We start from the raw sequence: 23,249 nt of genomic DNA, 5'->3' as shown, positions 1-23,249 counted from the left end.
ATGAACATTGTAATTGCTGATGATGACTACGCAGGAAGGAAAATATTACATCACTTCCTATCTGCCCTTAAGGAATATACCATCATTGGAGAAGCTGAAAATGGGGAAGAGCTCATCCGCCATCTTATTATGGAAAAGCCGGATATTGCGATTGTCGATATAAACATGCCTTTTGTAAGTGGAATGGATGCCATAAAATCCTGTAAAGAATCTTTGCCTGACCTTCAGGTGATATTTATAACGGGGTATAGGGAGTATGCTGCAGAGGCCTTTGATTGGGACGCGGCAGATTATATAGTGAAACCACTCATGCTTCCACGCTTGAAACAAGCATTGGAGCGAGCAAAACGATTACGTAAGGATAATCTCGCTGCCAAAGAAGATACAGGAATAACTATGAATGCTAATAAAAAATTGATTATAAAAAATTATAACAATTTTCTTCTCATTCCGTACGAAGACATCATCTATATAGAAAAAATGGAAAGAAAAACGATTATTCATACAAGAAGCCAAACGCATGAGACTTCTGAAACACTCGCCGAACTAATGGATCGACTTACCAGTAACTTTATACATTCTCATCGTTCCTACATTATTAATATAAATCATATAGAAGCTATTCGGACGAGTAATCAAACCTATTATGCCATTTTTAAGGAATATAAGGGTAGGGCTAAAATTTCCAAAAACCATATTAGTGGCATCCAGAAAGCATTATTAAATCAAAGATAGTTTTTTAATCAGCTCCAAACGGGGTTGATTTTTTTGTATATAAAGAAATGCTGATAAATGTAGAAATTTGTAGAAATTTGTTGTAATTTATGAAAATTTGGCTGAAACAACCGATTTTTTGTCTGAATAAACGATAAAACGATCTCTTTAACCTGAATTTACGTTTTAAGAGAAGTGGACATATGAAGGATTATCCTCTATTCTTTATAGGTCTTAAGTCATAATTTAGGAACTTAATGAACAAAAATTAAAAGGTTGGTATGCGAAAGTGACTACAAAGTGTAAAACAGAAGCACCCCTTGGTTATAAATTTCATCATGAGTTTCAACCCCTATGGGACTTGCAGAATTGGAAGATTTACGGTTATGAAGGATTTTTCAGAAGTGAGGGAAGGAATCCAGAAGAGATATTTTCTCAAGCAAGAAAACTGAACTATTTGTTTGAATTAGATACTTCTTCCATTCAAAAAGCGATTATTAACTTTCCATTTTGGGAATCACACCATCTATTTTTGAATATTTATCCTTCGACGTTGCTACATAAGGATTGGAGAGGTTTCTTTAAGGGATTGATAAGTAAGAATCCCAGAATTATAGGTCAACTTATTCTAGAGTTAAACGAAACACAAGAAGAGGAACGAACTTGGGATATCCCTGAGTTGCAAAAAGAAATTATTTGGTTAACTCAGCTCGGGTTTTCTATTGCCTTAGATGATGTAGGCAAAGGAGCTGCCTCTTTACAAAAGATAGTTGAATTTCAACCGAGTGTAGTGAAGTTAGATCGCTATTTTTCCCGTGAGCTTAGTGAATCGGTTCAAAAGCAAAAACTGGTATCGTTATTATCTGAATACTGCTTAGAAGAAGGAATTCTTCTTGTAATGGAAGGTATTGAAACAGAGATTGATTTAGCTTTGTCTAAAAAGCTAAAGGTTTCTGTGGGACAGGGTTATCTATTAGGAAGACCTGGTCCCTTGTAAGAAGCCGGTATTAATTTTTAATAATATAAATTCTGAAGGAGAATGAACATGCTAGCAAAATTTTTACAAAACATGAAAATTGGCCGCAAATATGGGTTAGCACTCAGTATAGCATTGGTGCTGTTTGGTATTTCCGCATTCTTTATCTATACCCAAGTCCAAGATGTAAAGGATGATATCAAAGCCATTGAGCGAAGAGGGGATAGAGCCATCAAGGTAACGGAAATGGCATCCATTTTCAGAACGAAGGATATTCGGATCGCTGATTATATTAACACTGGAGAAAACACCTATATTGAAGAGTTCGAGGCGAAAAGAGAAGCATATAACCAATTAGAACAAGAGCTTAAAGCACGTATGGATTCACCAGAAGAAAAGAAATATTTTGAGCAGATTGTCTCTAATGACAAAATGGTAAATGACCTCTTTATCAATGAAATAATACCAGCTGTTAAAAACAATAATGAAGCTGCGATTTCAATAGGAAGGCAAAAAGCACGGTCATTACGTTCTGAAACCGTTGATGTTTTTGAGGAACTTCGCACATTAATCAATAAAGAAAGAGATAAAGCCATCCAAGAGGCTCAGGATAGTCTGAATCAAAGTATTTTAACTTTAGGCGGTTCCATCCTCTTATCCGTCTTAATAAGTGTTGTCATCATAACAACCGTCAACCGTATGATTCAAACCAACCTTAATAAAGTCATTGATATGGCAACGGAAATTGCTCAAGGAAATCTTTCTGTAGAGCAAAGCACATATAAAGGTAAAGACGAAATCGGACAGTTGAGTAAAGCGATGAATACGATGTTAGTCAGTTTGCAAGAGATGATTAGAGAAATCAATACGACATCTAATTCTGTCACAACCCAAAGCGAAGAAATGGCCCAGGCGTCAGCAGAAGTAAAAGAAGCCAGTGAACAGGTCGCTTCCACTATGCAAGAACTCGCTTCCGGGGCAGAGGAGCAAGCTTCTACTTCGCACCAGATTGCGGATACGATGGCAAGCTTTATCACACGTTTGAATAATGCGAACGAACAAGGAAGAACAATCAGCAATACAGCCCAGGACGTCTTATCCATGACGAATCAAGGAAACGAATTAATGCTTAAATCGGTAGAACAAATGAACTCGATTGATGAAATTGTAAAGCAATCCGTCTTAAAGGTAAAAGGGCTTGATGAGCAGTCTAAGGAGATTTCAAAGCTAGTCATGGTCATTCAGGACATTGCCGATCAAACCAACTTGTTGGCTCTAAATGCGGCCATTGAAGCTGCACGTGCGGGAGAACAAGGAAAGGGGTTTGCCGTTGTCGCGGACGAGGTACGAAAGCTAGCTGAGCAAGTCTCGTCCTCCATTTTAGATATTACTGGCATTGTCAATAAGGTCCAACAGGAGTCGAACACAGTCGTCCACTCATTGGAAACGGGATATGAGCAGGTGGAAACGGGAACAAAACAAATCGAAAGGACCGGAAGTACCTTTAAAGAGATGAACACTCTTATAAATCAAGTAGTAAAGGAAATTAACCTTATCACCCACGATCTTCAGACAGTCGCCAAAGATGGGGAAGAGATGAACTTCTCCATAGCCAATATTGCATCTGTTTCAGAGGAAGCGTCTGCCGGCATTGAAGAAACATCAGCATCTGCTCAGCAGACTTCCGCTTCCATGGAAGAAATCGCTCAGAATGTTAATGAACTTTCTAGTTTATCTGAAAATCTCAATACCTTGATTAGTAAGTTTAAGTTGTAAAAGGTAAGGTGTAGAAAGAGTGAGTCAAGAAGAATATAGTTTGTATACTCTGTGTGAAGAATTTTATGAAGAAATAAAGAGCCGGTTTGGACTAAAAGAAACCACTATTCAGTTAGCGAGAAGGATTACCCAAAAGCTGAACCATTACCAGATAAAAAGAATCGTGGATGATATCCAAATAATTAAAAATAGGGGAACTGATGCAGCTTCATACTTTTGCACACTTTTGATGCCATTAGTGTAAGACTTAGTAGTGATATAAATTGTATTATATTTGGTCTGTACTATTATTTTAGTACAGACCTTTTTTCTCGTTTTGATAAGTCTTTCATCTCAACTCTGCCTCCATAGAACAAGGAGGAGGTAATCGTATGTCTTCATATCTCCTAGTATCAAATGATTTTTTATCCTGACCATCCCTTTACCTTAGATGATCTTAGAGACTATTTATATTGATCTTAAAGATGTAAAACAGGATGGAAGCCATAAGTGTGGTAGCTTCAGGTGAATTGAGAAATCACAGAGTGCAAACTGTGACATCTTTGAAGGCTGCTTTGGATGATGTTTCCTAAGTAGCTTTTTGGTTTGTACCTAAAAATAGGAGAATTTATCATCCCAATTTAATTTAACTAGAAATAGGTAAATGATTTAACCAAACTCCCCACAAAAAAATACCCGCCTGCACAGCGGGTATAAAGAAAATTATTTTGTTAATCGGTATACGACAGACTCATAAGGACGAAGCTTGATCAATTCCAAGTCCGTTTGGCTGTCGTCGTAGTTGGAAAGCAGGATTTCGCTGTTCCAGCCATCGATGTTCAGTTCATCGTTTGGCAGATCAAAGACCGTTTTGTTACCGTAGAAGTTGTTCACGACGAGCAGCTTTTCGTTTTCGCCGTTGCGTGCATAAGCAAAAACGTCTGCATGTTCAGGTGTCAGCAGCTGATAATCGCCGTCCGTAATGATGTCATACTCTTTTCGCAGTGAGATCAGCTTTTGATAATGATAGAAGACCGATTCCTTATCCTGCAACGCTTTCTCTGCGTTGATTTCCGTGTAGTTTTTGGCCACCGGAATCCAAGGAGTACCGTTGGTGAAGCCTGCGTTCTCGCTGCTATCCCATTGAACCGGTGTACGGGAATTGTCACGGGACTTATGGCGAAGGATCTCCAGGATTTCTTCTTCTGATTTTCCTTCTTCTTTTAAGATATTGAAGATGTTGATGGATTCAACATCGCGATACTCCTCGATACTCGTGAATTTTGGATTAGTCATTCCGAATTCTTCCCCTTGATAGATATAAGGAGTTCCTTGCATCATATGGATGGTCGTTGCGAGCATCTTGGCCGACAGGTTGCGGTATTCTCCATCATTTCCGTAACGTGACACGATACGCGGCTGGTCATGGTTGCACCAGAACAGGGCATTCCAGCCGCCGCCTTTGTGCATTTCGCGCTGCCAGGTGGACAGGATATCTTTTAACTGCAAGAAGTCAAAGTCTGCAACTGTCCATTTCTCGCCGTTAGGATAATCGACTTTCAAATGATGGAAGTTAAACGTCATGCTCAATTCGTTTCTTTCAGGATTTGAGTACTTGATACAGTGATCAATGGTTGTTGAACTCATTTCACCGACGGTCATAATGTCGTATTGTGAGAACACTTCTTTGTTCATTTCGTTCATGAATTCATGGACGCGCGGTCCGTCTGTGTAAAATTTACGTCCGTCTCCTGGTGCTGTTGAACCGTCATCGTCAGGGAAGTCTTGATTCTTGGAAATCAGGTTGATGACATCCAGGCGGAAGCCGTCGACCCCTTTATCGAGCCAGAATTTCATCATGTCGTACACTTTTGTACGAAGCTCTTCGTTTTCCCAGTTAAGGTCAGCCTGTGTAACATCGAACAGGTGGAGGTAGTACTGGCCGGTCTCTTCGTCATACTGCCAGGCGTTTCCGCCGAATTTAGACTGCCAGTTAGTCGGTTCAGAACCGTCTTCCTTGCCGTCGCGCCAAATGTAGTAGTCGCGGTAAGGGTTGTCTTTGGATTTGCGTGATTCGATGAACCACTCATGCTCTGTAGACGTGTGGTTCACGACAATGTCCATAATGATCTTGATTCCTCTGTCATGTGCTTGAGATAACAGTTCGTCGAAGTCTTCCATGGTCCCGTACTCTTCATGGATATTGAAGTAGTCGGCGATGTCATAGCCATTGTCACGCTGTGGTGATTTGTAGATCGGCGTCAGCCAGACCACATCGATGCCAAGCTCCTTCAAGTAGTCCAGTTTCTCGGTAATTCCTTTGATATCCCCGACACCATTGCCTGACGTATCATTGAAACTCTTCGGATAAATTTGGTAAACAACCGATTTCTTCCACCAAGGTTGCTGCTTCTTCATTTATAGAACACCTGCCTGCTAAGTATTTTTGATCGTGTACTTTACCGCTTCACCGCACGATAGGGGACAGTCCCCCTTAGTGCTTTAACGCATCAGCGCGCGAAGAGGGACAGTCCCTCTTAGTGCTTTAGTGTGTGAAAGTGTATAAGTAGTTTCCCTCATAGTATGAGTTGTTTTGCGTCTTTTATATATGTCTTTAAATACAAAAGAGAAGAGCCGGCGCCCACTGAGAGATCAGCGCCGGTTCTTCCTTCATGAAAATGTCTTACTTCTTTTTGTTGAATTTGGATAGTACCAGTGTTAAGACGAACGGTACTACGATTGCTACAAGCATACCGATGGCGAAGATTCCCCATTGTTGAGACGGGATGGAGAAGAACGCTGGGATACCGCCGACACCGATTGATGGAGCAAGTACTGATCCGACTGTGACAATTAGACCGGCAATTGCTGAACCTGTGATAGCTGCGATGAATGGGTATTTGTAACGAAGGTTAACCCCGAACATCGCCGGCTCTGTAATTCCAAGCCATGCAGATACACCAGATGATACTGCAAGACCTTTCACTTTTTCATTATGTTTTTCAACAACAAGCATTGCGAATGCTGCCGCACCCTGTGCTACGTTGGAAAGGGCAAGCATTGGCCATAGGAATGTTCCGCCGATCGTTCCAATCAGCTGAAGGTCAACCGCTAGGAATGTATGGTGCATTCCAGTGATAACAAGCGGTGCATAAAGAGCACCATATACAAGGCCGCCAATCGCCGGAGCTGCATCAAAGATAGCTGTAACCCCGTCCACTAACCATCCACCTAGTGTGAAAGTGATAGGACCAATAATAGTGAAAGCCAAGAAACCTGTAACTAACAATGAAATCGGAGCAACCGTAAGCAATTGGAATGCATCTGCAATACGTTTACGAAGCCACACTTCAATTTTAGCGAGTACCCATGAAGCAACAAGGATAGGGAGAACTTGTCCCTGATATCCTACTTTTTCAACGGTCAATCCAAACAGATTCCATGTTGGAATTCCACCTTCCTGCTGGGCCGCACCGTAACCCCATGCGTTCAACAAGTCAGGGTGTACAAGCATTAAACCAAGGACCATACCGAACAGCGGGCTTCCGCCGAAACGATTCACTGCACTCCAACCGATCAAACCAGGAAGGAATACGAACGCCGTATTGGCAATCAGGTTGATGATGGAAGCAATATCAGCCCATTGCGGGAATGCTTCGACGACACTTGCATCCATAAAGATTCCCGGTTGTGTCAGGATATTGTTGATACCCATTAATAAACCGGCTGTAACGATTGCAGGCAGGATCGGGATGAAGATATCTGCCAATGTTTTAACGGCGCGTTGCAGCGGATTCATTTTTTGAGCAGCTGCATTCTTTACATCCTCTTTGGAAGCCGTTTCGACTCCTGTTTCTTCAGCCAGGATTTTATAAGCTTTATCGACAAGCCCCTGACCAATTACGATTTGGAACTGTCCGTTTGTGGAGAAGGAACCTTTCACAAGGTCGATATCCTCCAGGCGTTCTTTGTCTACAAGCCCTTCATCGTTCAATACAAGACGAAGACGGGTCACACAGTGCGTCGCAGTATTGATGTTCTCTTTACCGCCGATCGCTTCAATAATTTCGCGTACAGATTCTCTATTTACGCTCATGGTTTTTCCCTCCTGTGCGGGGTGTTGTTTCCCCTTTTTTATGTGCTATTTTCAAAACGTTCTATAGAATAAAGGCTGCTTGGAATAAGGCTGCCCATGTAAAAGAGTGTTGAGAAAATAGAAGCCGCCATCTGCTGTCGGGTAAAAATAATAATTTCTAGTACTAGTGTGTGAAAAATGAACCAATCTATCCATTCTTCCAATTTCCCCAGTGACGGCAGATTAAACAAGCTATCAAAAATAACGCTTTCAAATAACGCTTACAAAAACCGCTTACATTTCATAGCGGATGTTGTATATACAAGTTATGAGATTATTGTAATCCTGTATATACAAGTTGTCAACACTTTCATGTTGGTATTTCTCGAATTTTGTCGAATGAAATTCCTTTCTCAAACAAAAAACCAATGAAACCCTTACATTTCTGGGCTGTCATTGGTTTATTTTTATAAATAATTACCATTTTTAATCAACAAATTTTTCGTCATTCCTGTCACACTTAAAGCCTTTTTACCGAAATTGCATTACGCATTCTTTTCAACGCATCTTGTCCGTTTTTATCACGTTTTAGCATGATGCTGACATAAAGGGCATCAAAGATAGAGAGCTGCGCAATTCTTGAAGAAAGGGCTTCGGAGCGGTAGTCCGTTTCTTCTGAGACCGTATATAAGGAAATATCGGCTTTTTCACTAAGCGGCGATTTGGCAAAGTTGGTGATGGCTATGGTCTTTGCGCCGGATTCTTTCAATACCTTCATGACTTGAAGGATATCTTTTGTCGAACCTGAGTGAGAGATGAGGACGGCACAGTCTTTCTCGGTCATCTGCGAAGCCGTCATCAACTGAATGTGGCTGTCAGTGGAAGCGTGCACCCGTAGTCCGGTACGAATGAATTTATGGTAAGCATCCATGGCAACGATCCCGGAGCCGCCGCTTCCGAAAAATTCTATGTTATCAGCAGCGAGCAGGGCATCAGCTGCTTCCTGAAATAGCTCTTCTTTTAACACCATCAACGTATCTTCAATGGTTTTCATATTGGAACGGAATACTTTTGAAGCAATGGTCTGCGGAGTATCATTCTCGTCAACATTTTCATGGATATCTCTCATAGGGGTGACGATTTCGGCCGCAAGCGCAATCTTCATGGATTGGTAGCCCTTAAAGCCGATCCTTTTACAAAAACGGAACACCGTTGAATCGGCGACTCCCAGTTCATCAGCAAGTCCATTTATCGTAGAATGAATAATATCTGTCGGATTGTTTAAGATATAATTGGCAATTTTTTTCTCTGTATCACTGAATTGGGAGTAATGGGATCGGATGCTCGCCAAGCAGTGCTGGTGATTTTTCTCCATAGATTCACTCTCCTGAAAGGGTTTCGTCTTTATATTATACTCGAATACAAAGGGAGAAAAAATATTTCCTGAAAACAATTGCAAACAGGAAAATATTTTCTATAATAAAGGTAACAAGGAAAAAATTTCGAGATTGAGGTGTTCCAAATGCAAATCGGTATGATTGGGTTAGGAAAGATGGGGTATCAGCTATCGTTGAACCTTACAGATCATAAACATGAAGTCGTTGCTTTTGACTTGAATGAGGAAGTAATGAAAGAAATTTCCGGAGAAGGAGTACAGACAGCTGCTTCAATAGAAGAATTGGTTTCTAAGTTAGCAAAACCAAGAACCGTTTGGATGATGGTTCCAGCGGGAGATGCAACAGAGTCTGTGTTTCAACAAGTGCTTCCTCACCTGGAAGAAGGCGACCGTATCATCGACGGCGGAAATGCTCACTATAAGGATTCCTTAAGAAGAGATGAGCAGGCTGCTGAAAAAGGTGTATACCTCTTTGACTGCGGAACGAGCGGCGGAGTAGATGGCGCCCGTAATGGTGCCTGTACGATGATTGGCGGAAATGCAGAAGTATTCAAAGAAATCGAGCAGATCTTCTCTGACATCTCTGTGGAAAACGGGTACCTATACACAGGCAAAGCCGGCAGCGGCCACTTCCTGAAGATGGTACATAACGGCGTTGAATACGGAATGATGCAGGCGATTGCTGAGGGCTTCGATATTTTGGAAAAAAGTCCATTCGATTACGAGTACGAAAAGGTGGCGCGCGTTTGGAATAACGGTTCTGTCATCCGCTCTTGGTTAATGGAACTGACGGAAAACGCGTTCTCCAAAGATGAAAAGCTTGAAGGCATCAAAGGAGTCATGCACTCTTCCGGTGAAGGGAAATGGACGGTGGAAACGGCTCTTGATCTGCAAACAGCTGCACCGGTTATCGCGCTGTCGCTGATGATGCGCTACCGCTCTTTGGAAGACGATACGTTCACAGGAAAAGTTGTGGCGGCATTGAGAAATGAATTCGGCGGCCATGCTGTTGAGAAGAGCGAAAAATAAAAATGATTAGGCCGGGGTTCCGATAAGCGGGGGCTCCGAAACCGTAGATGAATACCGATAAAGTAAGGCTGGCATAGAGATGTCAGCCTTAAGTCGTTTTCTTGATACTATAGAATTTGATCTTCTGCTATTCTTAATAGTAAGGAATGGCGTTCAACCGCCTCTATGGGAGGATTACCTGGATGGCAAATTATTATATTGGAGTCGATATTGGAACAACAAGTACCAAAGCAGTCGTGTTTGATGGAAAAGGAAAGGCGATAAGCCGCTTCGGAGTCGAATATCCGCTGTATACCCCGGTGCCCGGTACGGCTGAACAGAATCCTGAAGAAATTTTTCAAGCTGTACTGACGGTGATAAAAGAAAGCATGAGTACCGGCGGTGTCAGCGGAGAGGATATCCGCTTCGTTTCCTTCAGTTCGGCGATGCACAGCCTGATTGTCGTGGACGGAGAGGGCCAGCCTCTGACGAATTCAATTACTTGGGCAGACAACCGCAGTGCTGCCTGGGCGGAAAAAATCAAGAATGAACATAATGGACATGAGATTTACTCTCGTACAGGTACGCCGATTCATCCAATGTCTCCGCTGGCAAAGCTCTCTTGGTTAAATGAAGAGAAGCCTGAGTTATTGGCTTCCGGAAACAAAATGATCGGAATTAAAGAGTTTGTTTTTCAACGATTGTTCGGCGAATACGTCGTCGATTACTCCATTGCTTCTGCGATGGGATTGTTCAATCTTGAAAATCTGGACTGGGATCCAGAAGCGCTTGAGGTTGCAGGTATTAAGGTGGAGCAGCTTTCCCGTCCGGTTCCTACCACTGAATCATTGACGGGCTTGAAGCCTGATTATGCGAAGATGATGGGGCTTCCGCCAGAAGTGCCGTTCATTGTCGGCGCCAGTGACGGTGTATTATCCAATTTAGGTGTGCATGCGATAGAGCCAGGAGTCGTTGCCGTGACAATCGGGACAAGCGGAGCGATTCGTGCCGTTACTGACCGACCGGTTACAGATCCGAAAGGCAGGATTTTCTGCTATGCCCTGACGGAAAAGCATTGGGTGATCGGCGGACCGGTCAATAACGGGGGAATGATCTTCCGCTGGGTACGCGACGAACTGGCCTGGGCAGAGGTCGAAGTGGCGAAACGCCTTGGAAAAGATTCGTATGAGGTACTGACAGAGATTGCTGCAAAAATCCCTGCCGGCTCCAATGGTTTGCTGTTCCACCCATATTTGGCGGGGGAAAGAGCTCCTCTATGGAATGCGAATGCCCGCGGCTCGTTCTTTGGTCTGGGCATGCACCATAAGAAGGAGCATATGGTCAGGGCGGTCCTTGAGGGGATTGTGATGAACCTTTACAGCGTTCTCCTTGCGCTTGAAGAATTGATTGGAAAACCTAAGAGAATCCAGGCTACAGGAGGATTTGCCCGTTCAGAGCTTTGGAGGCAGATGCTCGCTGATATCTTCGACGGAGAAGTGAGTGTGCCGGAAAGCTTTGAAAGCTCTTGCCTGGGTGCCGTTGTGCTGGGAATGTACGGACAAGGCGAAGTCTTCTCCTTGGATGTCGTAGGAGACATGGTCGGATCTGTACACTCTCACCAGCCGAACCGGAAAAATTCAGAAGTATACCGCGAACTGATGTCGATTTTTATCAGAATCCCGCGCCTGCTTCAAAGCGAGTATGAAGCAATCAGTGAATTTCAGCGTAAACATTCATGAGGGACAGACCTTTTAGTGCTTTAAAGTGCGAAGAGGGACTGTCCCTCTTCGCACTTTAAAGCGGTAAAGGAGAAAATGTTTGTGGAATTTAGAAAGGGTTATACAAATTTTTAGTAATCTGTCGAAATAAATAGTAAGGCAATTTTGTAAACTTTACTCTATTTTTATATAGAGGTCTAATTTATAATTGAAATAGTACTATTATCACGGTCTTAATTACATAAGTGAGGGGTCGGAAAATGAAGAAACTGGGGAGTAAGTTCAACCGGAAGCCTAAACGGCCGGTTGAGAAAGTCAAAAAAACTAAAAAAGCTTCAAAGTTTAATCTCAGCATTTGGAATAACATGAAGATGGGTCATAAATATATTACAGCTTTGGGTGTGACCATTGTGTTGTTTCTTATTTCAGCTGTCCTTATATTTATGCAATATAACACGATTCACATGCATATTATGCATGTCGATGCCAGCAACGACCGTGCTGTGAAATTGACGGAAATGGGCAGTGTTTTCAGAGACAAAGCTTTGCTTCTTCAGCGTTATGCAAACGAGAAAAATCCGCAAATAGTAGAAGATTATAACACGCAGCAGGATAAGTTCATTAATTTCACCCACGAATTGACCTCCCAAATAAAAACAAAGGAAGAAAAAGAATTATTCAGTTTTATCATTGAGAATGATAAAGAATTAAATAGTCTTTTCCATGAGGAAGTGGTGCCGAGCGTTGATAAGAACTCAACGGTGCTTCTAGATACGACATTGAAAAAAGCGGGTATTATTGCGCCTAACACAGTGGAGAAGCTCTATGAGCTCCGCACCATTGTCATGGCTGATAAGGATCTGGGGTTGGAAGAAGCATATGGTAGTATCAGCCAGAGCAAGATCATCATGATTGCGGCCATCGTTGTATCGGCTGTTTTAGGGATCGCCATTCTCCTGATCATTAACCGCATGATTTCAGGCAGCCTGAACAGGGTAGTCAAAACCGCCAATGCGATTTCGGAAGGAAAGCTGAATGCGGAAGAGTTGACGTACCTTGGGAAAGATGAAGTCGGCCAGCTGAGCTTGGCGATAAATAATATGAAAAACAACCTGGCTTCCATGGTAGGGGATATTCGCAAAGTATCGGAAACCGTTACAGAGCAAAGCGCCACTCTATCTCAATCATCCCTGGAAGTGAGAGAAGGAAGTTCCCAAGTCGCTGTCACCATGCAGGACCTTTCTGCAGGTGCGGATCAACAGGCAAATTCAGCTTCTGAACTGAATGAAATGATGGCAAGCTTTACGCAAGCCATTCAAGAATCAAACCGATTTGGACAGGAAGTCAGCGAATCTTCCAAAATCGTTCTTACGAAAGCGGAAGAAGGTTCTGCCTTGATGTCAGAGTCTGTTCAGCAGATGAAAAAAATCTACACAGTGGTCGAAACATCCGTGGAAAAAGTAGAAACACTAAAAACCCGTTCTAACGAGATTTCAAGTTTGGTCAATGTCATACAGGGCATTGCCGATCAAACGAACCTTCTTGCCCTTAACGCGGCAATCGAAGCAGCCCGCGCCGGCGAGAGCGGAAAAGGCTTTGCCGTGGTAGCCGAGGAAGTCAGAAAGCTTGCCGTACAAGTATCGCAGTCGCTTGAAGGTATCTCCAAAGTGGTTCACGGCATCCAAACTGAATCCAATACAATCGCATCCGCTTTAAATGAAGGATACACAGAAGTCCGCAGTGGTACCGAGAGCATTGAAAAAACAAAGGACAGCCTGACTGCCCTTGGCGATCAGATTTCGTCAATGGTTCACAACATCGACAGAATTTCGACTAACTTAGTAGAAATCAACAGCAAAGGCTCTGAAATGAATCAATCCATTGAAAACATTGCATCCATTTCTGAAGAGTCCGCTGCAGGCGTTGAACAAACATCCGCAACCATTCAGCAGTCCTCAAGTGTCATGGAGGAAGTGGCCCGTAATGCAGAAAGCCTCAATGACCTCGCTGATAAACTTGACGTATTGATTCGCAAGTTCGAAGTTTAATACTTAATTGAAAATCCGGAGGGGAGAGTCCCTCTGGATTTTTTTCTGTCTTGGTGTCTAAGTGACAGGCACCACCCGCATTTTGTTGATAATTGTCGAATTAAAAGTAGAGTTCACATGAGTAAAAAGAGAAGTCATCTTCTTCTAAATATTGTATGATGATAGGTATTGATTTACAGAGATTAGCAGAGAGCTGAAAAGAAAGAAGGAATACATATGGTGAGGTTATACGGGGCCCTTATCACCCTCAGTTTGATTTGGGGACTTTCATTTGTGTTTATTAAAGTCATTGTTGAGCCGGCGGGAGTCTGGGGAACAACTTTTCTGAGATGCCTGGCGGGTATACTGATATTACTCCCTCTGTTCATAAAAAATCGGATAAAAAAAGAGAAAGCTCCGCTCCCGATCGGAAAACTGCTGATTGTCGGCCTGGTCAATGCAGGCATCCCTTGGTCATTGATTGCCTGGAGCGAAACACAGATCAACAGTAACACGGCATCCATCCTGAATGCTACAACACCCCTTTGGACGGCATTGATTGGGTTTGCTTTATTTTCCGTTGTTTTGAGCGGATTTCAGTGGATCGGTATTTTAGTAGGATTCATTGGAATTCTTGTATTGATGGATTTTCAAGTGGCCGGACTGTTTACCTCTAATTTCATTGGAATTGGAACGATGCTGCTGGCGACAATTTGTTATGGTTTTGCTGGTCAGTACACGAAACGAGCATTGAAGGGTGTCAGCATGGTCGCGATGTCTACTTTCCAATTGCTTGTCGGCATGGCAACCGGCCTGATCGGAATGCTGTTTACCGGCGGTTTTCATTGGGAAGCATTGCTTGATTTAAAAGTGATTCTATCAATCATAGGATTGGGCTGCTTTGGCTCGGGAATCGCAGCACTGCTCTACTTCTATGTGTTAACCAATGGAAGCCCGGAATTTGCTTCTACCGTCACCTATTTAATACCTGCTTCAGCCATGGTCTGGGGGTTTGTCCTGCTGGGAGAACCAATCACCTCCAACCTCATCCTTGGCCTCATGATCATCTTTGCAGGAGTCTTCCTCTCATCGCGAAAAGTAAAGAAACGGGAAGTCATCGGCAAACCATTGATGAATCAGCGATAGCAGGCTGTTAATCAAACGTTTGATTAATAAAAATGGAAGCAACTTTAATACTTCACCGCACTAAGAGGGACAGTCCCCTATCGCGCTTCAACGCGCTAAAGGGGACTGTCCCTTTCAGTGCTTTAGAGCGGTAAAGAGGTTTTTTCCAGATTGTAATGCAAATCATTCCCTTTTCATATAAAATGGTCATTATACATAGAGTGAACTAAGACATGTTATCGGCTTGGGCCGGTAAAATACACAGTAAGGAAGGTTAATTCAATGAAGACTGCAATTGTGACGGATAGTACTGCCTACATCCCCAAAGAATTGCGAGATCAATATGATATAAAGATGATACCGCTAAGCGTCATTCTCGGCGGTGAAACATACCGGGAAGAAATCGATATTACCGCAAACGATTTTTACGAAGAAGTAGTCAACGAAGAAAAACTCCCGACCACTTCACAGCCACCCCTTGGAAGCTTTGTGGAATTGTATGAAGACCTGGCAAAAGAATATGATGCCGTCATTTCCATCCACCTTTCCAGCGGCATCAGCGGAACCTACCAAGGTGCCATCCAGGCAGGGGACATGGTCGAAGGGATACAAATTCACCCATATGACTCGGAAATCAGCTGCATGGTCCAGGGCTTCTACCCGATCTATGCCGCAAAACTGGCTTCAGAAGGAATGGCTCCAGAGGAAATCATTCAAAAGTTAGATGAAATGAAAGAATCGGTCAAAGCTTACTTCATGGTCGATGACCTGGCACACCTGCAGCGAGGCGGCCGATTATCTGCTGCACAGGCAATCATCGGAAGCCTGCTGCAAGTGAAACCACTCTTGCACTTCCAAGAGAAGGTTATCGTGCCTTTTGAAAAAATTCGTACCCGTAAAAAAGCGATGAAGCGGATTGTTGACTTGCTCGACAAGGACATTCAAAAGGGAGATCCGCTGCAAGTCGTCATTATCCATGCAAACCGTGAAGAAGAAGCGGAGAAGTGGAAAGAAGAACTGCAGCAGAAATATCCTGACACTGATTTCATGGTCAGTTATTTTGGCCCGGTGATCGGTACTCATCTTGGAGAAGGCTCGATGGGGATGGGCTGGTCGAAAAGAATGTAATAAAGGAATCCCGTTGAAATTAATTCAGCGGGATTTTTTATGCAAAGAGGAATTATCAGTTCAAAACTAGAATTTATAAAGAAAAGGAGTGATGCATTTGCGGTTCTACTATTCCGAAGAAAAAATCATACCGGAAAGCCTTATGAAAGAATCCAATCAAACATTTAAACGTATCTTCGATCTACCCGATAAGCTCCCGGTGCCCTCGCAGAATCACATCTTCAACTACAACCCCCAGCTTCAATCTCTTTTAGAAGGAAAAGCACTTCTCCTGGATGAATTTCCACATTCCATCGAAGAAGTCCAAAACCACTATGAAAATGGCTGTATCGTTTATTCAAAAGGAATACACATAATAAAAGGCAAACCTCATTGCAGCAGATGCGGCAACCAGGATTCTTCCTTATTCGCCAGTTTCCCATGCAGCCGCTGTGAGGAGCAGTGCATTTACTGCCGGAAATGCATCATGATGGGAAGAGTTTCGCAATGCACAGCCCTTATCGAGTGGTCCGGACCGACACAATGTACCAACATAGAGGCATTCAATTGGGATGGAACCCTTTCGCAAGGACAGCAGCCGGCTTCGGACAAGGTGGCCTTCTCTATAGAGAAGAATTCCGATCTCCTCGTCTGGGCAGTATGTGGTGCGGGAAAAACAGAGGTGCTCTTCAACGGCATACATCAAGCTTTAAAAAACGGAAAAAGAGTCTGTATCGCCACACCCCGGACAGACGTCATTCTCGAGCTGGTTCCCAGATTACAAAGAGTATTTTCAGCATCCAATCCCATAGCCCTCTATGGAGGAAGCGATGACCGGCAAAAATACTCCCAGCTCATCCTCTCTACAACGCACCAGCTTTACAGGTATAAATCAGCTTTCGACGTTATCATTGTTGATGAAGTCGATGCCTTTCCCTACTCCTTTGATGAAACACTGCGGTATGCAGTGAATAAAGCCCGCAAGCCAAGTTCTTCCCTCATTTACATCACCGCCACTCCCGACAGTAAACTTCAGAGCGAATCCAAACGAGGAAAAAGAGACTTCATTACGATCCCGGCAAGATATCATCGTCACCCCTTACCGGTTCCTACATTAAAATGGTGTGGCAATTGGAAGTCCCAATTAAAAAAGGGAAGGCTGCCACACCCTATCAGACTGTGGACAGAAAAAAGAATCAGCAATAACAAACAGGCACTCATTTTCCTTCCATCTGTTAAAACTATGAACAAAGCCCTCCCTCTCTTTCAACAACTTCACCCTGACATCCTGTCCGTCCATGCAGAAGACCCGGACCGAAAAGAGAAAGTCCAAAGAACGAGGGACGGAGAAATCCCCATATTGTTAACAACCACCATTTTAGAAAGGGGAGTCACGATCCCAGGTATTGATGTGGCTGTCTTGGGGGCAGAGAAAGAAATTTTTACCGAAAGTGCCCTTGTCCAGATTGCGGGACGTGTAGGGAGAAGTGCACAGCATCCGTCAGGGGAGGTCACCTTTTTTCATTACGGCAAAACCACCCCCATGATCTGCTCCATTAAACATATTAATGAAATGAACAGAGAAGGCGCCAAAAGGGGGCTGCTCGACAAGTGAATACCAACTGCCTGGACTGCCATAGTACAATCGACTATCCAATAACCTGGGGCACATTTTTATTCACGCCAAAAGAATTATGGCTCTGCGAAAAATGCTTCAACCAGCTCCAGCGTATTACCGGTGACAAGTGCAGATTTTGTTCGCGGCCATTATCCGTACTAGAACCTCACCATGTAAAAGCAGGAAGCTGCCACGATTGCATCAGGTGGGAACAGGACCCCAAGTGGACAGGAGTGCTAGAGCAAAACACTTCGCTGTTTTTATATAACGATTATCTAAAGAAATACCTGGCACGTTTCAAGTACCGTGGGGATTATACGCTAGTAAAAGCCTTCTCTTCTGCAGTCAAAGATGCTGCTGAACCCTTATTATATGATCTTGTCACCCCAATTCCTTTAAGCCCTGAGCGACTCTACGAAAGAGGGTTCAACCAGGCAGAGGCTTTGGCAATGGAAGCCGGACTACAAATCCAGCCATTGCTCATCCGCAGCCATTCTGAAAAACAATCAAAAAAATCCCGCCGGCAACGAATACAAAGTGAAGAAGTGTTCAAGATATCCCCGGAATCTCAAACAGACATCATCAATAAATCAATTCTCCTTATCGACGACATCTACACAACGGGCACGACTCTCCGCCAGGCTGCCAAGCGGTTAAAAGAAGCAGGAGCAAAAGAAGTATCTTCCCTGACTCTTGCTCGGGGTTGAAAAAACTAAAAATTTTCTTCTTATATCCGATACAAACAGTAAGAGCAACAACGAGAGGGGAAAGAACCATGTCAGAACTATTGAACTGTCCAGAATGCAACGGACTTTTTATAAGAAGCCAATTCAGGGATACATGCGAAAAGTGCTATAAAGAAGAAGAAAAGAAATACGAGGAAGTCTACTCTTTCCTAAGAAAGCGTGAAAACAGGGCGGCGTCAATCGAGCGAGTTGTCGAAGTAACCGGAGTGCAGGAAAAACTGATTCACAAATGGGTACGAAAAGGCCGCCTCCAGACAGCGCATTTTCCAAATATGGGTTATCCTTGCGATAAATGTGGGAAGATTATACCGAAAGGAAAGCTTTGCGAGGATTGTGCCAACGAATTGACACAGGATCTGAAAAAAGCTTCAGCACAAGAGACTTTTGAAGAAAACAAGAAAAGAGCACAACAAACGACTTATTATTCAAGATAGGAAAAAACAACCACAGCGTAACGCTAAACAATTTGTACCCGTGTCCGATATAATGAATAGGAATACGTGAGCGGAAAAAGAAAGCGAGGGATGCCTCATGAAAATCAATAACATTAACAACTCAGGAATCAATCCATACAAACGCCAGCAGAATAAAGTGGACCAGGCAGCTAAAACAGGGCTTCAAAAAGCGGATAAATTGGAAATTTCATCAGCTGCAAAAGAAATGCAGGAAACATCTAAACTGGTGAAAGAGAGACAGGCAAAAGTAGAAGAGCTGAAAATCAATGTGCAGAACGGCAACTATAAGCCTGATCCGCAAAACATTGCAAAAGGATTAATCAATTTTTACCGTAACTAATGGGAGGGAACAGGTATGCAAGCTCAACAGCTGATCAAGACACTCGAAAAACTTCATAAACTGCACGGGAGCTTGTATGACCTTTCCCTTGAGAAAACAGATGCCATTAAAAAGGGCGATACAGATGCCCTGAATGACTTTATTAAAAAAGAGCAGAATCATATTTCGGCTATCAACACTCTGGAGAATCAGCGTCAAAAACTGGCGGCAGAATTCCTTCAGTCAAAAGGGGATCATATCAATTCTCCAAGTCTTTCAGATGTCATTGCCTATGCGGATGAAGCTGAAAAACCAGAACTTCAGAAGCTTAAACAAAATCTGCTGGACCTTACAGTGAAACTGAAAGAACAAAACGAACTGAACCAAAAGCTAGTCTATCAGTCACTGCAATTCGTCAACATGAACTTATCGATGCTGCAGCCTCAGGCGGAGCAGACGAACTACAGCCGTCCGTCTGAGAGCAAAGGACAGGCTGCACAGAAATCCATGTTTGATTCAAAAGCATAAAAAGATTTGAAACGGAGGCCACATCATGCGTTCCACTTTTATGGGGCTGGAAACTGCCAAGCGCGGAATGTACACCCAGCAGGGAGCACTGCACACAACAGGACATAATATTGCCAACGCCAATACACCAGGTTTCACCCGTCAGCGAGTGAACTTTGAACAATCAGAACCTTACCCGTCACCATCCATCAACCGCCCTCAGATTCCGGGACAGATGGGAACAGGTGTGGAGGCAGGTTCGATTCAGCGTGTCCGTGAAAAATTCCTGGATGTTCAATACCGCGGAGAGAACAATAAGCTCGGGTACTGGGAGACAAAAATGGAAGCGATGAAGAAGATGGAAGAAGTAATGAACGAACCATCTGATTCCGGCTTGTCCAAAACGATGGATATGTTCTGGCAGTCGCTTCAGGACTTGGCAGTCAACCCAACAAACTCAGGGGCACGCTCTGTTGTGCGCCAGCGTGGAGTTGCCGTGGCTGAAACGTTCAACTATGTGGCGTCATCCCTTGGAAGCATCCGTACAGATCTGAAAAATGAAATTGATGTAACTGAAAACCAGATCAATTCTTTAACGAGACAGATAGATAACTTGAATAAAAGAATCGGCGATGTGGAACCGCACGGATACCTGCCGAATGACCTTTACGATGAACGCGACAGACTGATCGACGAACTTTCCAAGATTGTCGATGTTCAGGTTACATACAAGTCCAGCGGCGGAGGTTCCCTGGATATTGCCGACGGCCAGGCCACTGTAAAACTCATGAGCGAAAACGGCCAGGCTTCTGCCATCCTAGTTGGAGCGGGCGGAGCGAATCAAATCGACGTAAAATATGAAGGTCCTAATGGTACCGTCAGCAGTATTAAGGTAGGTACCATGGAAGTCAGTCCTGAAAAATTCACCTCTCAAGGTAAACTAAGAGGGCTGATCGAGATGTACGGATATCAGGACTTCTCCCCAAACTTTCAAGGTAACGTGAAAGGGACTTATACAAATATGATGTCCGAACTGGATAATCTGGCTTACACTTTCGCAAGAGAATTTAATGAAATTCATGCGGCGGGGATGGGACTGAACGAAATTGAAGCCCAGCAGAATGTAAAGAATGTCTTCTTCGTAGACCCTGCTCAAGCCACAAATGGAGAGCCTCTTCCAAATGATAACGACCCACTGACTGACCATCTGGGACTCCGTGAAGGGTTTGCTCAAAGAATCGGAATCTCTCAAGTTATTAAGAATGATTTGGATCACATCGCCTCTGCGGATGGATCCAAACCTTCGGAAGCAGCTGCCGGAGATTCCTCGACGGTCCTGAAACTGGCAGATGTAATCAATACTGCTTTTGCATACAAAGCAGGAAGTGGTGAAAAAGCAGATTTTCGTAACTACTATGAGGGTGTCATCGGTGATATGGCCGTCACTTCCCAGGAAGCTGTGCGGTTGACGAACAACAGTGATGTCCTTCGTCAGGCAGTAGAAGAGCGCAGAATTTCTGTCAGCGGAGTGTCGTTAGATGAAGAAATGACCAACATGATCAAATTCCAGCACGCATATAATGCGTCAGCCAGAATGATTACCTTACAGGATGAAATGCTCGATAAAATAATTAACGGTATGGGTACCGTAGGAAGATAGGGTGGTGAACGAATATGCGTGTAACACAAAGTATGCTGACCTCCAACTCAATGAGAAACCTCAGCTCATCATATAATCGAATGGGCAAACTGCAGGACCAGCTCGCAACAGGCAAAAAGATCACCAGGCCTTCCGACGACCCGGTCGTGGCAATGAAAGGAATGTTCTACCGCTCAAACCTTACAGGCATTGAACAGTACAAACGGAACCTTTCAGAACTTTACCTTTGGATGGAAAACTCGGAAGCAGGGATCGACCAGGCGAACCAAGGTTTACAGAGGGTACGCGAACTGACTATTCAAGGGAAAAATGACACACTCAGCCCGGAAGACCGCCAGGCAGTGGCAAGAGAAATTGAACAGATCAAACAAGATCTCGTTAGTGTTGCAGACACACAAGTTGCCGGAAGATACATCTTCCATGGAACGGATGTCAGCAAGTCTCCGATAGCTGATAAAGGGATTGATAACAAACAGGCCCCCCAGGTTGCAGCGAACCTGGCAGACCCTTCGATTGATAATTACCAAATTGAAGTTTCCCGCGGAGTTTCTCTAAAAGCGAACGTAAACCCGAATAATGTCTTCAGCCAGGACATGTTTAACGCTGTTTACAATATCCAAAAGGCATTAGAAAGTGGAGATACGTCTACCTTAGATACAGAACTCCAGAATCTTGATAAAGTAATGGACCAATTGTCTGCTGAACGGTCAGAGCTTGGAGCCCGTTACAACCGATTGGAAATGGTCGATGACCGTCTTCTGCAACAGGAAATTACCGCAAGCCGCATTTTATCTGATAATGAAGACGCTGATATTGAAAGGGTCATTACAGATTTGAAAACACAGGAGAGTGTACATAGGGCTGCTCTCGGTGTTGGTGCAAGGATTATTCAACCGACTTTGATGGATTTTCTAAGATAAAAGTAAGGGGACTGACCCTTTAAGGTGTTTTGTCACCTTGAAGGATCGGTCCTTTTTTATGGAGGTTATAAAAATGAGTTTTCCTCAAATTCGCTTGAGCTCTACATCAGCTGCGATACAAATTAATACAACTTCTGGCAAAATGGAGATTGAACAGCCGCCTGCGAAACTGGACATACAGCAGCCTCAAGCAAAACTTGAAATGGAAAGACGACCCGCAAAGCTCACAATTGATCAGACGGAAGCGAGAGCGGATGTTGATTTGAAGAGTGTTTTTAGGAGGACAAGAGACGCCGCGGAACTCGGTAGACAAGATTGGCTTCAAGGATTGGCAAGGTTAGCAAGTGACGGCGATGAGTTAATGATGATAGAAAGCGGCAGCGGCCCAATTGCCGACCAAGCAAAAAGAAACAGCGAAGACCCTATGCAGGAAATCAACATTGGCTGGGTTCCTTCTCATGGAAGTGTGAAGATATCTTATGAACCAGGAGAAGTTAAGATAAATGTGGAACCTCAAAAGGTTAGGAATAATAGTAAAGCGCAAAAACCGGTAATCAACTATACTCCTGCTCATATAAAGATTAATCTGAGTCGGTACAATGAGCTAAAGATAGATTTTGAAAACTTAAGACATGTCGGTATTAATTTTGAAATAACTATTTAAGGAAGTGGAATAATGGAAATCTCAACAAAATATCACGGAAAAATAGATATTAAACTCGAAGAGACTCTTATATTTGATGGGGGAATCCCTGGTTTCTTAAAAGAAAAAAGATTTGTTTTACTTCCTCTGCCTGATAATCAATTTTTTCATATACTTCAATCAGTGGAAACACAACACCTTGCTTTCGTCGTAACTGACCCATTTATCTTTTTTAAAGACTACGATTTTACAATAGATGAAAATACAGTAGAATTCCTAGGGAACCCAGTAGAAAAAGATATTAAAGTGCTTACTATTTTAACAGTGAAGGAACCCATGAGTGAAACAACTGCAAACCTGCAGGCTCCGGTTATTATTAACCTATCTAACAAAAAAGCGAAACAAGTGATTCTGAACAATACGGATTATAGAACTAGGCACCAGATTTTCTCAAAGACTGAGGAATTGCAGAAAGGGTGA

The 23,249-nt window shown here is 43.3% G+C and carries 21 protein-coding genes and 2 pseudogenes; 20 read left to right on the top strand and 3 right to left on the bottom strand.

Annotated elements, in window-relative coordinates:
* The 5 genes and pseudogenes from V1502_RS18320 to V1502_RS18300 all read left to right on the top strand — a co-directional run bounded on the left by V1502_RS18320 (position 1) and on the right by V1502_RS18300 (position 3,710).
* Positions 1 to 735 carry a LytR/AlgR family response regulator transcription factor gene (locus V1502_RS18320; RefSeq protein ID WP_409252027.1) on the top strand — a complete coding sequence of 245 codons (735 nt, stop codon included), beginning with the start codon at positions 1 to 3 and terminating at the stop codon, positions 733 to 735.
* A gap of 268 nt (positions 736 to 1,003) precedes the next feature.
* Entirely contained in the window at positions 1,004 to 1,711 is a 708-nt protein-coding gene (locus tag V1502_RS18315) for an EAL domain-containing protein (protein ID WP_409252026.1), read from the top strand.
* Between the two features lie 42 nt (positions 1,712 to 1,753).
* A pseudogene (locus V1502_RS18310) lies at positions 1,754 to 2,527 on the top strand (HAMP domain-containing protein); the annotation flags it as partial.
* A complete protein-coding gene (locus tag V1502_RS18305) occupies positions 2,510 to 3,466 on the top strand; it encodes a methyl-accepting chemotaxis protein (protein ID WP_409254389.1) in 957 nt (318 codons plus the stop codon). The pseudogene V1502_RS18310 and the gene V1502_RS18305, both read left to right, overlap by 18 nt.
* A gap of 19 nt (positions 3,467 to 3,485) precedes the next feature.
* Positions 3,486 to 3,710: a hypothetical protein gene (locus tag V1502_RS18300; RefSeq protein WP_409252025.1), complete on the top strand. Its 225-nt coding sequence runs from the start codon at positions 3,486 to 3,488 to the stop codon at positions 3,708 to 3,710.
* 458 nt (positions 3,711 to 4,168) lie between these two features.
* Here the strand turns inward: V1502_RS18300 and treC are convergent, their stop codons facing one another.
* The 3 genes from treC to V1502_RS18285 form a co-directional block, all read right to left on the bottom strand.
* Positions 4,169 to 5,863, bottom strand: a complete 1,695-nt coding sequence (gene treC, locus V1502_RS18295; protein WP_409252024.1) for an alpha,alpha-phosphotrehalase — start codon at positions 5,861 to 5,863, stop codon at positions 4,169 to 4,171.
* A 265-nt stretch (positions 5,864 to 6,128) separates the two neighbouring features.
* Positions 6,129 to 7,541: a PTS system trehalose-specific EIIBC component gene (gene treP, locus V1502_RS18290; protein ID WP_409252023.1), complete on the bottom strand. Its 1,413-nt coding sequence runs from the start codon at positions 7,539 to 7,541 to the stop codon at positions 6,129 to 6,131.
* Between the two features lie 499 nt (positions 7,542 to 8,040).
* On the bottom strand, positions 8,041 to 8,895 hold the full coding sequence (locus V1502_RS18285; RefSeq protein ID WP_409252022.1) for a MurR/RpiR family transcriptional regulator: 855 nt from the start codon (positions 8,893 to 8,895) through the stop codon (positions 8,041 to 8,043).
* A gap of 147 nt (positions 8,896 to 9,042) precedes the next feature.
* Between V1502_RS18285 and gnd the strand changes: the two genes are divergently transcribed.
* From gnd to fliW, 15 genes and pseudogenes are all read left to right on the top strand, one after another.
* Complete coding sequence (gene gnd / locus V1502_RS18280) at positions 9,043 to 9,945, top strand: phosphogluconate dehydrogenase (NAD(+)-dependent, decarboxylating) (RefSeq protein ID WP_409252021.1); 903 nt, start codon at positions 9,043 to 9,045, stop codon at positions 9,943 to 9,945.
* Positions 9,946 to 10,127: 182 nt separating this feature from the next.
* Complete coding sequence (gene gntK, locus V1502_RS18275; RefSeq protein WP_409252020.1) at positions 10,128 to 11,663, top strand: gluconokinase; 1,536 nt, start codon at positions 10,128 to 10,130, stop codon at positions 11,661 to 11,663.
* Between the two features lie 239 nt (positions 11,664 to 11,902).
* Positions 11,903 to 12,745, top strand: a pseudogene (locus V1502_RS18270) (HAMP domain-containing protein); the annotation flags it as partial.
* Positions 12,743 to 13,690 carry a methyl-accepting chemotaxis protein gene (locus V1502_RS18265; protein WP_409254388.1) on the top strand — a complete coding sequence of 316 codons (948 nt, stop codon included), beginning with the start codon at positions 12,743 to 12,745 and terminating at the stop codon, positions 13,688 to 13,690. The pseudogene V1502_RS18270 and the gene V1502_RS18265, both read left to right, overlap by 3 nt.
* Before the next feature lie 216 nt (positions 13,691 to 13,906).
* Positions 13,907 to 14,815 carry a DMT family transporter gene (locus V1502_RS18260; RefSeq protein WP_409252019.1) on the top strand — a complete coding sequence of 303 codons (909 nt, stop codon included), beginning with the start codon at positions 13,907 to 13,909 and terminating at the stop codon, positions 14,813 to 14,815.
* Positions 14,816 to 15,076: 261 nt separating this feature from the next.
* Positions 15,077 to 15,922, top strand: a complete 846-nt coding sequence (locus tag V1502_RS18255; protein WP_409252018.1) for a DegV family protein — start codon at positions 15,077 to 15,079, stop codon at positions 15,920 to 15,922.
* Positions 15,923 to 16,019: 97 nt separating this feature from the next.
* A complete protein-coding gene (locus V1502_RS18250) occupies positions 16,020 to 17,516 on the top strand; it encodes a DEAD/DEAH box helicase (protein WP_409252017.1) in 1,497 nt (498 codons plus the stop codon).
* A complete protein-coding gene (locus tag V1502_RS18245) occupies positions 17,513 to 18,226 on the top strand; it encodes a phosphoribosyltransferase family protein (protein WP_409252016.1) in 714 nt (237 codons plus the stop codon). Before V1502_RS18250 ends, V1502_RS18245 begins: the two co-directional genes overlap by 4 nt.
* 68 nt (positions 18,227 to 18,294) lie before the next feature.
* The gene (locus tag V1502_RS18240) at positions 18,295 to 18,699 is read left to right on the top strand and encodes a TIGR03826 family flagellar region protein (RefSeq protein ID WP_409252015.1); all 405 of its coding nucleotides are present in this window, start codon (positions 18,295 to 18,297) and stop codon (positions 18,697 to 18,699) included.
* 97 nt (positions 18,700 to 18,796) lie between these two features.
* Positions 18,797 to 19,060, top strand: coding sequence for a flagellar biosynthesis anti-sigma factor FlgM (flgM, locus tag V1502_RS18235; protein WP_409252014.1), 264 nt, complete (start codon positions 18,797 to 18,799; stop codon positions 19,058 to 19,060).
* A gap of 15 nt (positions 19,061 to 19,075) precedes the next feature.
* Complete coding sequence (locus tag V1502_RS18230; protein WP_409252013.1) at positions 19,076 to 19,567, top strand: flagellar protein FlgN; 492 nt, start codon at positions 19,076 to 19,078, stop codon at positions 19,565 to 19,567.
* Between the two features lie 25 nt (positions 19,568 to 19,592).
* On the top strand, positions 19,593 to 21,206 hold the full coding sequence (gene flgK, locus V1502_RS18225) for a flagellar hook-associated protein FlgK (RefSeq protein WP_409252012.1): 1,614 nt from the start codon (positions 19,593 to 19,595) through the stop codon (positions 21,204 to 21,206).
* A gap of 14 nt (positions 21,207 to 21,220) precedes the next feature.
* A complete protein-coding gene (gene flgL / locus V1502_RS18220; protein WP_409252011.1) occupies positions 21,221 to 22,126 on the top strand; it encodes a flagellar hook-associated protein FlgL in 906 nt (301 codons plus the stop codon).
* Positions 22,127 to 22,199: 73 nt separating this feature from the next.
* The gene (locus V1502_RS18215; RefSeq protein ID WP_409252010.1) at positions 22,200 to 22,790 is read left to right on the top strand and encodes a DUF6470 family protein; all 591 of its coding nucleotides are present in this window, start codon (positions 22,200 to 22,202) and stop codon (positions 22,788 to 22,790) included.
* Positions 22,791 to 22,802: 12 nt separating this feature from the next.
* Entirely contained in the window at positions 22,803 to 23,249 is a 447-nt protein-coding gene (gene fliW / locus V1502_RS18210) for a flagellar assembly protein FliW (protein WP_409252009.1), read from the top strand.

This window comes from Rossellomorea sedimentorum (assembly GCF_046237645.1).
Taxonomy (GTDB): Bacteria; Bacillota; Bacilli; order Bacillales; family Bacillaceae_B; genus Rossellomorea; species Rossellomorea sedimentorum.
The sequence above is the reverse complement of the archived record's forward strand: the minus strand, read 5'-3'. Positions and strand labels throughout refer to the sequence as shown.